Raw genomic sequence first — 12,746 nt, forward strand, 5'->3', positions numbered from 1 at the left:
ACCAGCTTGCGATCCAGGTGGATCTCCATGTTGCCGGTGCCCTTGAACTCCTCGAAGATCACGTCGTCCATGCGCGAGCCGGTGTCGATGAGCGCGGTGGACATGATCGTGATCGAGCCACCCTCTTCGATGTTGCGCGCCGCGCCGAAGAACCGCTTCGGCTTCTGGAGCGCGTTCGAGTCGAGACCGCCCGAGAGGACCTTGCCGGACGGCGGGGCGACGGTGTTGTACGCGCGCGCGAGCCGGGTGATCGAGTCGAGCAGGATGACGACGTCCTTCTTGTGCTCGACGAGGCGCTTGGCTTTCTCGATCACCATCTCGGCCACCTGCACGTGGCGCTGCGCGGGCTCGTCGAACGTGGACGAGATCACTTCCCCGCGCACCGACCGCTGCATGTCGGTGACCTCCTCCGGCCGCTCGTCGATGAGCAGCACGATGAGGTAGACCTCCGGGTGATTGGTCGTGATCGACTGCGCGATGTTCTGCAGCAGCATCGTCTTGCCGGTGCGCGGCGGCGCGACGATGAGGCCGCGCTGGCCCTTGCCGATCGGCGTCATCAGGTCCATCACGCGCGCCGACAGGTTCTCGGGCGTCGTCTCGAGACGGAGCCGCTCCTGCGGGTAGAGCGGCGTGAGGTTCTCGAAGAAGAGCTTGTTGCGCGCCTGATCGGGCGACTCGAAGTTGACCGCCTCGACCTTGATGAGCGCGAAGTAGCGCTCGCCGTCCTTGGGCGGCCGCACCTGGCCGGAGACGGTGTCGCCCGTCTGCAGGTCGAACTTGCGAATCTGTGACGGCGAGACGTAGATGTCGTCGGGCCCCGGCAGGTAGTTGTAGTCGGGCGCGCGCAGGAAGCCGAACCCGTCGGGCAGCACCTCGAGCACGCCCTCCGAGAACATGAACCCGCTCAGCTCGGTCTGGGCCTTGAGGATCTGGAAGATCAGATCCTGCTTGCGCATGCCCGTCGCGCCTGCGACGTTCAAGTCCTTGGCGACCTGCGTGAGCTTCTGGATGCTCATGTCTTTCAGGTCGTTGATGTTGAGCGTGGCCTTCTGCGGGCGCCCCCCCTCCTGTTGCGGTTGGGGCTGCGAGGCGGGCGCCGCGCTGGCGGTCTCGCCAGCGTCTGAGGCAGTGCCGGTGTCCTGCGGGATTTCAGCGACGGTCGCGTCGACGACAGGCTGACGCCCTGACGAGCGTTTCTGATGAGTGGCCATAGCGGTTGGAACGGAACAAGTTGAGTTGGTGTCGGGAGACGGAACTGAGATACGCGCATCCGGAGAGGAACGCGCCAGTGGTCGACCCGGAGTATACCACGCGGTCGAGGGGCGTCAACGCCCGCCCTCAGTACGCGTCGGGAACCTGTCCGATGCCCAGAATGGAACAGGCCACGATCGGCTCGAGGCCGAGCTGCCTGGCCCGGGCGACGAGGTCCGGGCTCTCCGCGCCGGGGTTCAACCACACGACGCGGATGCCCTTCGCCGCGAGTTGTTCGAGCACGGCGCCGCCCGCCTGGGGCGGCACGTACATGGTGGCTTCGTCGATCGGGCCGGGGTACTCGAGCACGCTCGCATACGCGCGCTCGCCTTCGATCGACGACGCGTGCGGGTTGATCGGCACGACGGTGTAGCCACGGTCGCGAAACGCCCGCACGGCCTTGTTGCCGAACTTCAACCGGTCGTTCGACGCGCCGATGACGGCAATCGTAGGCATGCGCCAGTGTACCGCGCCCGGCGTCGGGCACGGAGTCGTAACGCGCCGTGCAGAACTGAGATCCCGACCTCGGTGCCGGCGCCAGCACGCGTGTCGAACCATCTCGTTCTGGTGAGTCGCCGGCAACCCGCACGGGCACGTCGCTTGCACGTTGCCGCAGCCATGACACGCGCCTGCCGGGCAGCGAGCGGCGACGACGGATTCAGCGCCACGGAAGTGCTGGTCGTCGCGGCCATGGCGATCACGCTCACGGTGTGGACGACCGCGGTGTTCGGATCGACCGCGGCGACCGTGCAGGGCGATGCCGACATGCAGGTCGTCCACGGACAGGTGAAGTTCGCGAGGGAGACGGCGATCAACCAGCGACGGCTCGTCGAGGTCCGCTTCACGAGCCCGAACCTGATCGAGGTGATCCGCCACAACCTTCCCAACGGGACGACGGTGATCTCGTCGGCGTACCTCGAACATCACGCGCAGTTCACGGTGTTCGACGGCGTGCCCGACAGCCCGGACGGATTCGGGCGCACCACGCCGATCGACTTCGGCGGCTCGGCTGCCGTGATGTTCACGGCCGAAGGCACCTTCGTCGACGAAGACGGCCAGCCCGTCAACGGCACGGTGTTCCTCGGGCAGCCGTCGAGGCCGTTGACCGCCCGCGCCGTGACGGTCTTCGGGCCGACCGCGATGATCCGAACCTACCGCTGGAACGGCGCGGCCTGGAGCCGGTAGATGACGCGACGAGCGCGCCCCGGCGCTGACGCCGGCTTCACGCTGATCGAAGTGCTCGTCGCCATGGTGCTGACGAGCATCGGCGTGCTCGCGCTCATGGCCGCCACCACCTTGATGGCTCGCAAGATCACGGGCTCGCAGGAGCAGTTCATCGCCAGTCAGCGGGCGTCCGAAGCGATCGAGAGCGTGTTCAAAGCCCGGGACAACCGCGTGCTCACGTGGGCGCAGATCCGCAACCGCGTCGGCGAGTCCGGCGCCGATGGCGGCATCTTCTTCGACGGCCCGCGCGACGTGCGCGATCCCGGCGCCGACGGCCTCGTCAACACCACCGATGACGGCGACCTGGCGACCGTGGTGAAGCCCGGCCCCGATGCCCTGCTCGGCACGGCCGACGACATCACGACGCCACTGTTCGGGTTCACCCGCGAGATCGAGATCCGCAACCTCGGGCCGTCGCTCCGGCGCGTCCGCGTCATCGTCCGCTATCGCACGGCCGCAGGCCCGGGCCAGTACGTCCTGACGACCTTCCTGTCTTCCTATGCCTGAGCGCGACGCTGGATTCACCGTCCCGGAAGTGCTGATCGCGTCGCTGCTGAGCATGTTGGTGCTCGGCGCCTCGCTGGCCTCGTTCAACAACGCGATGACCCTGGCCGACACCTCCCGGATCGTGTCGGAGACCAACCAGGGCCTGCAGGCCGCCATCAGCGTGATGACCCGCGACTTCATCCAGACCGGCCAGGGCATCCCCCGCGGCGGGGTGCCGATCCCGAGCGGCGGCACGGCCGTGCCGATCGTGCGGCCGGCGCCAGCCGGGCCGGCGCAGGCGTTTCCCAGCACGTGGGTGACGATGCCGGCGCTGGCGCCGGGAGGCGGGTTGGGCCCCAGCGTCCTCGGCGTCACGACCGATGCCGTGACGCTCTTCTACGCCGACCCGACCCTGGCGTTGAACGAATGGCCGCTCGCAGGGATCGCGGCCGACGGCAGCACCATGACGGTGGACGCGCGCACGCCCATCACGGGCGTGGACGGCATCCAGCCCGGCGACATCATCCTCTTCAGCAACGCGCTCGGCAACGCGATGCAGATGGTCACGGCCACGAACGGGACGCAGACCGTGACGTTCGCGGCCGCCGACGCGCTCGGCCTCAACCAGCGGGCTGCGCCGCAGGGCACGCTGATGCAGCTCCAGAGCGCGCCCGGCACGTTCCCGCCCACGACCGCGACACGTCTGCTGATGATCACGTACTACATCGACGCCACGACGGACCCCGCGCTGCCCAGACTGACGCGGCAGGTGAACGCCGGGCCGCGGCGAGCGATCGCCCTCGGCGCCGAGAACCTGCAGCTCACCTACGACCTGGTGGATGGCACGACCAATCCGAGCAACGTCGAGAGCCCGGCCGCGCCGAACAGCGCCAACCAGATTCGCAAGGTCAACCTGTTCCTCGCCGGCCGCTCGCTGGACATCAGCGTGCCGACGCGCCAGTTCATCCGCAACTCGATGGCGGTCGGCATCGGCCTGCGGAGCCTGTCGTTCGTCGATCGCTATCGCTAGCCCGTGTCGACCCTGACGGAGATGCATGACGATGCCCCGGAACGATGATCGCGGCAGTGCGCTGGTGAGCACGATGATCGTGCTCGTGCTGCTCGCCGGCCTCACCGCCGGCATGACGGCCATCGTCGTCTCGGACACACGCGTGCGCGCGCTGGACAGCACGCGGACGCAGGCGTTCTACGCCTCGCACGCGGGGCTCGAGCAGCTCACGGCCGATCTCGGCGACCTGTTCAGCGGGAACTTCGCGCCGACGGCGGCCCAGATCAACGCGTTGACGCTGAACCCGCCAGATCTCGGCGTCGCCTGGCAGGAGCCCGGCGGGGGCAACGGCTACCGGATCACCTTCCCGGCCGGTGCCGGCGGCAATCCGGCCGCGGCCACGATGACGGTCATGTCCGGCCCGTTCCAGGGATTGATCGGCTTGGCGACGCCGTACCGGCTCAGCTCCACCGCGCGGCTGCCGGACCGGTCGGAAGCGACGCTGACGCGCACGCTGCAGACGGTGGCGATCCCGGTGTTCCAGTTCGGCATCTTCTCGGAGAACGACCTCAGCTTCTTCGCCGGCCCGAACTTCAACTTCGGTGGCCGCGTCCATACGAACGCGAACCTGTTCGTGGCCGAAGGCAACGGCAACACGCTGACGCTCGCCGACCGCGTCACCGCCGTCGGCGAGATCGTCCGGACGCACCTGTCGAACGGCTGGGCCACGAGCGTCAACTACACGGGCAACGTCAGCGTCATCCGGGCGCCCGGCGTCTTCCGGAACCTGGCCGCGAACGAAGGCAGCCTGGTCGGCACGATCGGCACCGCGCGCAACGAGCCGACCTGGACGAACCTGTCGACCGGCACCTACAACCACAACATCGCGACGGGCAACACGGGCGCCAAGCGTCTCGACCTGCCGGTCGTCAACTTCGGCGCGCAGCCGATCGATCTGATCCGGCGGCCGCTGCCGGGCGAGAACGTGGACGCGCCGCTCGTGTTGCAGGAGCGGTTCTTCTCGCTCGCGAGCCTCCGCATTCTCTTGAGCGACGCGGCCGCCGACATCAACGGGCTGCCTGGCGTCAGCGCACAGCCGCCGCTGGCGCTCGGCATCGCGGAGCCCGGCGGTTACGTCGGCGTCCCGTTCGCCGAATCGCCGGGGCCGGGCGGCGGCGGCAACCAGACCGGCGTGCGGACCCCGGCCAACACGCCGGTCCTCGGCGGCTTCCTGAAGATCGAACGGCAGGGCCCGGCTGGCGTCTGGACCGACGTCACGCTCGAGATCCTGAATCTCGGGATCGCGGGACGGCAATGGGTGGACACGGCCGGCGCCCCTGCCGGCTGCGCCGAGATCAGCCCGACCGCCGTGATTCGGCTCCAGCGCATGCGCGATCTCAACGCCTGCGCGACGGCGGCACAGCAGAACAGCGCCTTCAACTACAGCCCCAACATCCTCTACGACGCGCGCGAAGCGATGCAGCGCGATGGCCTCACGGCGGCTGATCCGGTGCGGTTCGGCGGCATCATCGCCTACGTCGAGATCGATGCGCGGAACCTGTCGCGCTGGTTCCAGGGCGCCATCGGCACGACCGGCAACCAGGCGCTCAACGTGAACGGCTACACGGTGTACTTCTCGGACCGGCGCGGCAACCGCAATGCCGCGAACGCCGAAACGGGCGAGTACGGCTTCGAGGATCTCGTCAATCCTGCGTCCGGGACCGGCGCGATCAACAACGTGCTCGACACCGGCGAGGACTTCAATGGCAACGGACAGCTCGAGAGCTACGGCGCGACGCCCCGCGCGCCCGCGGCTGTGCCGGGCGGCGCGCCGATGCCGTGGGGCAATCTCTCGTGGCCGCTCGCGGCCGCGGCGCGGCCCTGGACGTCGGTCGATCCCGGCGGCGCCGTCGGGCAGGCCGAGGAGGCGCTCATCGCGCGGCGCAATCCACCGATCTTCTTCAGACGCGCGCTGAAGCTGACCAACGGCCGGCTGGGCAACCTGGTCGCCCCAGGGCTCACGATCGCCTCCGAGAACCCGGTCTACGTACAGGGCGACTGGAACGCCAACGGCGCCTTCGGCAATCCGCACGTGGCCACGGCGGTGATCGCCGATGCCGTCACGCTGCTCTCCAATGCCTGGAACGACCGCACGTCGGTCACCAACGCGCACAGCATGACGAACCGCGACGCGGTGACCACGTGGTATCGGCTGGCGGTGATCGCCGGCAAGGGCATCTCCTTCCCGCAACCGGCCGGCACCGTGCAGGACTTCGGCACCGACGGCGGCGCTCACAACTTCCTGCGGTACCTGGAAGACTGGTCGGATCAGACCTTGAACTTCCGGGGGTCGATCGTGAGCCTGTACACGAGCCGGCAGGGGAACGGTACCTACAAGTGCTGCGTCACCGTGTACTCGCCGCCGACACGCGGCTACAACTTCGACACGGATTTCCTGACGCCGGCGCTCCTGCCGCCGCGGACGCCGATGTTCCGCGACGTCAACACGACGGGGTTCGCTCAGATCATCCGGCCGTGACCCGGCCGTCGGGCGCGGGCGGGCCGTCGTCCGGGAAGATCTTGCCGGGATTGAGGATGCCGCGCGGATCGAACGCCTGCTTGACGCGCTGCATCAGCGCGATCGTCTCCGGCGTCAGCGCGAGCGGAAGGTACGGCGCCTTGGTGAACCCGATCCCATGTTCCCCGCTGATGGCGCCCTCGAGCGCGACGACTCGTCTGAACAGCTCGCCTTCCGCCTCGCGCGCGCGGCCGAGCGCCCCGGGGTCGCCGGCCGGCACCATGATGTTGACGTGGATGTTCCCGTCGCCGACGTGCCCGAAACACGGGATACGCAGGCGGAACCGGCGGGCCAGCGCGTCCACCGCCTCCAGGAGCTCGGGCACGCGCGCCTTGGGCACGACGATGTCGTTGTTCAGCTTGGTCGGCGCGATCGTCTTCAGCGCGGGCGAGATCTCGCGGCGCACGCGCCACAGCTCCTGACGCTCATCGTCGGTCGCGGCGCGCTGCAGGTCCAGGGCGCCTGCCGCGACGCAGGCGTGCGCCACGCGATCCGCTTCGGCCGCAACCTGCTCGGCGAGCCCGTCTACTTCGATCAGCAGCAGCGCGCCGGCGCCGGCCGGCGCCAGCCGCGCGCCCGTCGCCGCCGCCACCGCGTCGAGCGACTCGCGATCGATCAGCTCCAACGTCGCGGGCACGACGCGCGCGGCGATCATCCCCATGACGGCATCGACCGCCGCCCGCACGCTCTCGAACACGACGCGCAGCGTCACCGCCACCGGCGGCTTCGGCACGAGCCGGAGGATCACCTTCGTGACGATGGCCAGCGTGCCCTCGGAACCGACGAGCAGTTGCGTGAGATCGTAGCCGACGACGTTCTTCACCACCTTGCCGCCGGTCTGCACGATCTCGCCCGTGGGCAGGACGGCTTCGAGACCGAGCACGTACTGTCTCGTCACGCCGTACTTGAACGCCCGAGGCCCGCCGGCGCACTCGGCGACGTTGCCGCCGATTGCGGAGCGGCCGAGGCTCGCCGGATCCGGCGGGTAGAACAACCCCACCTGTTCGACGGCCTGCTGCAAATCGCCGGTGATGACGTTCGGCTCGACGACGGCGAGCAGATTCGGCGCGTCGATCTCGAGGATCCGGTTCAACCGTTCCAGGCTGAGGACCACCCCGCCGTGGACCGGCACGGCACCGCCGGTGAACCCGGTGCCGCCGCCGCGCGGGACGAGCGGCGTCCACGTGTCGTGGCACAGACGCGCGATCGCGGCGATCTCGACGGCGGTCCCTGGCGCCACGACGACATCGGGCAGCGCGCCGCGCTGCAACGCATCCGTGCCGTAGAGCTCGCGGGTGCGGAGATCCGTGTGGACGTGAGCCGGGCCGACGATGGCGACGAGACGTTCCACGATGTCCGCGCGGCCGGCGGCGCCGCGCTCGTGAACGGCCCCATCCGACGCGAACGTCACGTCGTCACCGAATACGGCAGTCCTCGGCGCGCCGCGAGCGCGCGGGCCACGGCCGGCGGCACCAGGCCGTCGACGCTGCCACCCATCATGGCGACGTCCTTGATGAGCCGCGAGCTGATGAACGACACGCCAGGCAGCGGCACGAGGAACACCGTTTCACAGTCTGCGTTGAGATGGCGGTTCATCATCGCCATCTGCGATTCGTCGGCGAGCTCCGAGGACGTGCGCAGCCCGCGCACGACCGCCACGGCACCGACGTGCCGCACGTACTGCGCGAGCAGGCCGTCGAACGCCTCGACGCGAACGTTCGAGACGTCGGATCGGGCCGCCAGCACTTCTCGGGTCAGCGCGACACGCGCATCGGCCGTGAACCACGGCGTCTTCGCGGTGTTCGCCAGCACCGCCACGACGATCTCGTCGAAGAGCCTGGCCGCGCGCGCGATCATGTCCACGTGGCCGTTGGTCAGCGGATCGAACGACCCCGGGCAGACGGCGAGACGGTGAACGCGGGTCATCGGGGGACCGAGACCTCCATCGTATCAGCCGAGCCGCCGAGCGCGTACAGCGTGAGCGCGCTGTCGCCGGCCTCGAGCGTCCGTTGCCTGATGAGCGACGCGGCGGCCGCTGGGGCGCCACGGCGACGGCTGTGTTCGAGCACGACGACGCCCTCCGGGGCGAGGAGCCGCCCGGCGTCGGCCAGCCCGCCGTCCAGGTCGGCGAAATCGTAGGGCGGATCGAGGAAGATGACGTCGAACGGTCCGAGGACGGCGGCGCCGCGTGTGGCGGCGCGGTGCAGCGTGTCCTGAATCACGCGCGAGCCCTGCGCCGCCCCGCACGCGTCGATGTTCGCGCAGAGCGCCGCCGCCGCGCGCCGGTCGGCCTCGACGAACGTCACGTGCGACGCGCCGCGGCTGATCGCTTCGAGCCCCACGGCGCCCGTCCCGGCGAAGGCATCGAGCACGCGCGCGCCGTCCATGCGATCGCGCAGCACGTTGAAGAGCGTCTCCCGCAGCCGGTCGCTCGTCGGACGCACGCCGGGGCCAACCGGCGCGCGCAGCCGCCGTCCCTTCAGCCGGCCGGCGATGATGCGCATCTCATCCAATCTCGACGAGCCCGAACCGCACGGCCCAGTTCGCGGAGACGTCGGCGACCACGCCGTCGCTGCCGTGCTCGTCGAGCCAGGCGGCCGCCTCGCGGCGCGCATCCTCCATGACGCGATGGTCGCGGACGAGGTCGCCCACGCGAAGCGTTGGCAGCCCGGACTGCCGCGTCCCGAAGAAGTCGCCAGGGCCGCGCAACGCCAGGTCGCGCTCGGCGATGTCGAAGCCGTCGCCGGTCTCGACGAGCGCGTCGAGACGCGCACGGCTCGCCGGCCCGAGCGGGTGCTGATAGAGCAGGACGCAGGTGGACGCGTGGGCCCCGCGTCCGACGCGGCCCCGAAGCTGGTGGAGCTGCGACAGCCCGAAGCGCTCCGCGTGCTCGATCACCATCATGGTCGCGTTCGGCACGTCCACGCCGACCTCGACGACGGTGGTGGCGACGAGCACGTGCACGTCGCCGCGGGCGAACGCGCTCATCACGCGATCCTTCTCGTCCTGCTTCAGGCGGCCGTGCAACAACGCGACGGTTGCGTCGGGAAACACCTCGAGCTGCAGATGGTCGGCCATCGCCGTGGCGGCGCGCAGGTCGACTTTCTCCGATTCCTCCACGAGCGGATAGATCACGTAGACCTGGCGACCTGCGGCGATCTCCTGCCGCGCCAGGCCGTAGACCTCGTCGCGGCGCGATTCCGGCCGCGCGATCGTTCTCACGGGCTGCCGGCCGGGCGGCCGGCCGCGGATCACCGAGACGTCGAGATCGCCGTAGGTCGTGAGCGCGAGCGTGCGCGGGATGGGCGTCGCGGTCATGACGAGCACATCGGGACTCGCGCCCTTGTGGCGCAGCGTCGCGCGCTGCATGACGCCGAACCGGTGCTGCTCGTCGATGACGACGAGGCCGAGGTCGTGGAACGCCACCGGCTGCTCGGCCAGCGCGTGGGTTCCGACGACCAGGTGAACCGCGCCGCTCGCCAGCTCCGCGATCACGTCGCGCCGACGCGCCGCGCTGACGCTGCCGGTGAGCAGCGCGACCCGGAAGCGCGAGGCATCGAGCAGCCGGCGAATCGTGAGGTAGTGTTGATCGGCGAGGATCTCGGTCGGCGCCATGAACGCGACCTGGAACCCGTTCTCCATGGCGACGATGGCGGCGAGCAGCGCCACGATCGTCTTGCCGGCGCCGACGTCTCCTTGAAGCAGCCGGTTCATGGGAGTCTCGCGCTGCATGTCCGCGACGATCTCGCGCAGCGCGCGCTTCTGCCCATCGGTCAGCTTGAACGGCAAGGCCCGCCTCGCCGACTCGCGAATGCGATCGTCGACGACGACCGCGCGCGTCTTGCGCTCGGCGGCATGACGCCGCTTCCTGAGCAGCAACCCGGCCTGGAACAGGAAGAACTCCTCGAAGATCAGCCGCCGCTGCGCGTCGGACGCCCATTGGTTCAGCACCGTCACGTCGGCGCCGGCCGGCGGAAAGTGAGCCGCCACGATGGCCGACCGCCGGTCGGGCAGATGAAGCCGCGCGCGAATCGCCGGCGGCAGCGGATCGGGCACGTCCGCCGGCAGATCCGCGAGGACGCGGTGCACGAGCACCCGCTGCATGCGCGGGGTCATCGACCCCGCGCGTTCGTAGACCGGCACGATCCGGCCGGCGTGCACGGCGTCGTCCTCGCCTTCCGGCGCGCCCGACAGGATCTCGTATTCGGGATTCGTGAGCTGCAGCCCGCCGGTTCCGCGAAACTCGAGCGCGCCGAAGAGCACCACGCGATCCCCCGGATGGAACACGTCCTTGAGGAACGACTGATTCGGGAACACCGCGCGGACTGCGCCGCTCGCGTCCTTCACGACCAGCTCGAAGAGCCGGAATCCCGGCCGGCGCGTGGAGCGCGAGCCGGAGCCGAGCACCTCGCCGATCACCGTGGCGGTGCGCCCGGGCTCGAGCGCGGCAATCGGCACGACCACCGCGCGGTCCTCGTAGCGGAGCGGAAAGCGGAGCAGCAGGTCTTCGACGGTGATCAGGCCGACACGCTCGAGGTCGGCGGCGCGCCGGGGCCCGACCCCTTTCAGGAACTGGAGCGGCGTCGAAAGAAACTCGGACACGGGAGCGGCGGGCCGACGCCCGCGCTACGGTTGTACCACGATGGCTTGGCCGGGGGTGATCTCCACGGACTGGATGTTCGCCGGCAGATCGAACGGCTTGTCGATGTCGAATCCGTCCGGCGACTCCGGCGTGCGCGTGTAGTAGCTGATCAACTGCTGGAGCACCGTCTTCGGAATCGTGACGCCGCTGATGGTGGCGGTCTCGAGCTGGAGCACGCCGCGGCCGTTCGAGGCACGCACGGTGCCGGCCGCGGTCACGGGCGCCTTGCCGCTCAGCCACGCGAGCGGATCGAAGAAGCTGCGGTTCTGCGGCTTGAGCGCGGCGTCGAGATCGAGGACGGCTTTCGCGCGCACACGGCCGCCGTCGCCGATCTGCAACTCGGGCTCGAGGACACCGGCGGGCAGAAACGTCCGCCCGTTGAGCTTGAAGTAGGCGTTGACCTCACGGTCGGTGAGGACGGTCCGGAACGTGGGCGTCGTCTGCCTGGGCTTGGCGGCAGCGCGCTGGTTGATCGCCGCGACCTTCTTCTGGAGGCTCGCGGCATCGCGCACGAGGGCGGCATCCTGCGCGGCGACCGACGCGCCGGCGACGAGGACGACGGCGAGCACGCTCAGACGAACCCTGCGCACGATCCAATAGTACGACACCGCGCGAGGTGTCCGACGCCGGCTACTTCGGCTCGCGGCCTCTCGCATGGGCGACGAGACGGTCGACGTCCGGCCGCCGTGGCAGGCCGGTTTGCGCCCCGACGGCCTGGCAGTTGAGAGCCGCCGTCGCGTTCGCCTGCTCGAGGATGGTCTCGAGGTCCGGCGCGTCGGCCAGACGGATCCACGCGCTGACGAACCCGGCCCGGAACGCGTCGCCCGCGCCGGTCGTGTCGACGACGTCCACCTGGAACCCCGGCGTGCGGATCTCGCGGCCGTTGGCCAGTGCCAGCGACCCCTCGGCGCCGAGCGTCACAATCGTCGCGGCCGGCTGGAACTCGCGATCGAGCGCCGCCAGCCCAGCGCCCGGCGACGCCGTGCTGGTCCAGCTCTCCAGGAACGCGCGTGGGACGACGATGACGGCAATCTCGCGCAGGAGCTCGGCGGCGGCGAGGCTCACGCGGTCCACGTCGACGACGGTCGGCACGCCTCGCTCGCGCGCGAGCCGGGCGATCGCCGTCGACGTCGCGAGGTCGGTCGCATCCAGCATGAGGATGCGGCCGGCGAGCACGGCCTCGACCGGCATCGCACCGCGATCGACCGCGAGCGCCGGATCGCGAAATTCGTGCACCGTGCGATCGCCGGTGTCCGAGTCGACGAGCACGACGGCCACGCGGCTGCGGGCGTCGCGCTCGAGCGCCACGAGGTCCACGCCTTCGCGATCGAGCGCCCGCCGCACCGTGGCGCCCCACTCGTCGCGCCCGAAGACGCCGACGTAGCGCGCGCGCAGCCCTTGCCGCGCACAGGCGACCGCCGCGGTCGTCGCCTGCCCGCCCACGAGCAGCTCGAAGCGCGTGAGCGTCGTCTTGTCCACGCCGGCGGGCGGGCGCGACCCCGTGCCGACGAAGTCCAGGCTGTTCTCTCCGAAGGCCACGACGTCGAATCGACGGG

At 70.0% G+C, this 12,746-nt stretch carries 12 protein-coding genes; 4 read left to right on the forward strand and 8 right to left on the reverse strand.

All coding sequences use genetic code 11. The annotated features are described in order from the left end of the window. The coding region (gene rho / locus IT184_08650) for a transcription termination factor Rho (protein ID MCC7008871.1) at window positions 1-1,211 on the reverse strand (1,211 nt) is incomplete at its 3' end. A 127-nt stretch (window positions 1,212-1,338) separates the two neighbouring features. Beyond that, on the reverse strand, window positions 1,339-1,707 hold the full coding sequence (locus IT184_08655) for a CoA-binding protein (GenBank protein MCC7008872.1): 369 nt from the start codon (window positions 1,705-1,707) through the stop codon (window positions 1,339-1,341). Between the two features lie 162 nt (window positions 1,708-1,869). Between IT184_08655 and IT184_08660 the strand changes: the two genes are divergently transcribed. The 4 genes from IT184_08660 to IT184_08675 are packed head-to-tail and all read left to right on the forward strand — an operon-like array spanning window position 1,870 to window position 6,509. Further along, on the forward strand, window positions 1,870-2,436 hold the full coding sequence (locus tag IT184_08660; protein MCC7008873.1) for a hypothetical protein: 567 nt from the start codon (window positions 1,870-1,872) through the stop codon (window positions 2,434-2,436). Next, entirely contained in the window at window positions 2,437-2,982 is a 546-nt protein-coding gene (locus IT184_08665) for a prepilin-type N-terminal cleavage/methylation domain-containing protein (GenBank protein MCC7008874.1), read from the forward strand. It begins immediately after the preceding gene. Further along, the gene (locus tag IT184_08670) at window positions 2,975-3,991 is read left to right on the forward strand and encodes a hypothetical protein (protein MCC7008875.1); all 1,017 of its coding nucleotides are present in this window, start codon (window positions 2,975-2,977) and stop codon (window positions 3,989-3,991) included. Before IT184_08665 ends, IT184_08670 begins: the two co-directional genes overlap by 8 nt. Window positions 3,992-4,016: 25 nt before the next feature. Then, entirely contained in the window at window positions 4,017-6,509 is a 2,493-nt protein-coding gene (locus IT184_08675; GenBank protein ID MCC7008876.1) for a pilus assembly PilX N-terminal domain-containing protein, read from the forward strand. Here IT184_08675 and IT184_08680 read toward each other — a convergent pair. Genes IT184_08680 through IT184_08705 form a run of 6 tightly spaced genes read right to left on the reverse strand, consistent with a single transcriptional unit; the run spans window position 6,496 to window position 12,729 of the window. Beyond that, complete coding sequence (locus IT184_08680) at window positions 6,496-7,902, reverse strand: FAD-binding protein (GenBank protein ID MCC7008877.1); 1,407 nt, start codon at window positions 7,900-7,902, stop codon at window positions 6,496-6,498. The two genes, IT184_08675 and IT184_08680, sit on opposite strands and share 14 nt — an antisense overlap. A gap of 53 nt (window positions 7,903-7,955) precedes the next feature. Next, complete coding sequence (coaD, locus tag IT184_08685) at window positions 7,956-8,474, reverse strand: pantetheine-phosphate adenylyltransferase (protein ID MCC7008878.1); 519 nt, start codon at window positions 8,472-8,474, stop codon at window positions 7,956-7,958. After that, entirely contained in the window at window positions 8,471-9,052 is a 582-nt protein-coding gene (gene rsmD, locus IT184_08690) for a 16S rRNA (guanine(966)-N(2))-methyltransferase RsmD (GenBank protein MCC7008879.1), read from the reverse strand. Before rsmD ends, coaD begins: the two co-directional genes overlap by 4 nt. Window position 9,053: 1 nt before the next feature. After that, window positions 9,054-11,150, reverse strand: coding sequence for an ATP-dependent DNA helicase RecG (gene recG / locus IT184_08695; protein MCC7008880.1), 2,097 nt, complete (start codon window positions 11,148-11,150; stop codon window positions 9,054-9,056). 24 nt (window positions 11,151-11,174) lie between these two features. Beyond that, window positions 11,175-11,780: a hypothetical protein gene (locus IT184_08700; GenBank protein ID MCC7008881.1), complete on the reverse strand. Its 606-nt coding sequence runs from the start codon at window positions 11,778-11,780 to the stop codon at window positions 11,175-11,177. A gap of 40 nt (window positions 11,781-11,820) precedes the next feature. Beyond that, window positions 11,821-12,729 (reverse strand): carbohydrate kinase family protein, encoded by a 909-nt coding sequence (locus IT184_08705; GenBank protein MCC7008882.1) that lies wholly within the window; start codon window positions 12,727-12,729, stop codon window positions 11,821-11,823. Window positions 12,730-12,746 lie beyond the last annotated feature (17 nt).

It is taken from the genome of Acidobacteriota bacterium, assembly GCA_020853395.1.
Classification (GTDB): domain Bacteria; phylum Acidobacteriota; class Vicinamibacteria; order Vicinamibacterales; family SCN-69-37; genus JADYYY01.

Coding starts and splice junctions, on each gene's coding strand:
- IT184_08670 (MCC7008875.1), top strand. CDS start 2,975: ATGCCTGAGCGCGACGCTGGATTCACCGTCCCGGAAGTGCTGATCGCG.
- rsmD (MCC7008879.1), bottom strand. CDS start 9,052: ATGCGCATCATCGCCGGCCGGCTGAAGGGACGGCGGCTGCGCGCGCCG.
- coaD (MCC7008878.1), bottom strand. CDS start 8,474: ATGACCCGCGTTCACCGTCTCGCCGTCTGCCCGGGGTCGTTCGATCCG.
- IT184_08655 (MCC7008872.1), bottom strand. CDS start 1,707: ATGCCTACGATTGCCGTCATCGGCGCGTCGAACGACCGGTTGAAGTTC.
- IT184_08675 (MCC7008876.1), top strand. CDS start 4,017: ATGACGATGCCCCGGAACGATGATCGCGGCAGTGCGCTGGTGAGCACG.
- IT184_08660 (MCC7008873.1), top strand. CDS start 1,870: ATGACACGCGCCTGCCGGGCAGCGAGCGGCGACGACGGATTCAGCGCC.
- IT184_08665 (MCC7008874.1), top strand. CDS start 2,437: ATGACGCGACGAGCGCGCCCCGGCGCTGACGCCGGCTTCACGCTGATC.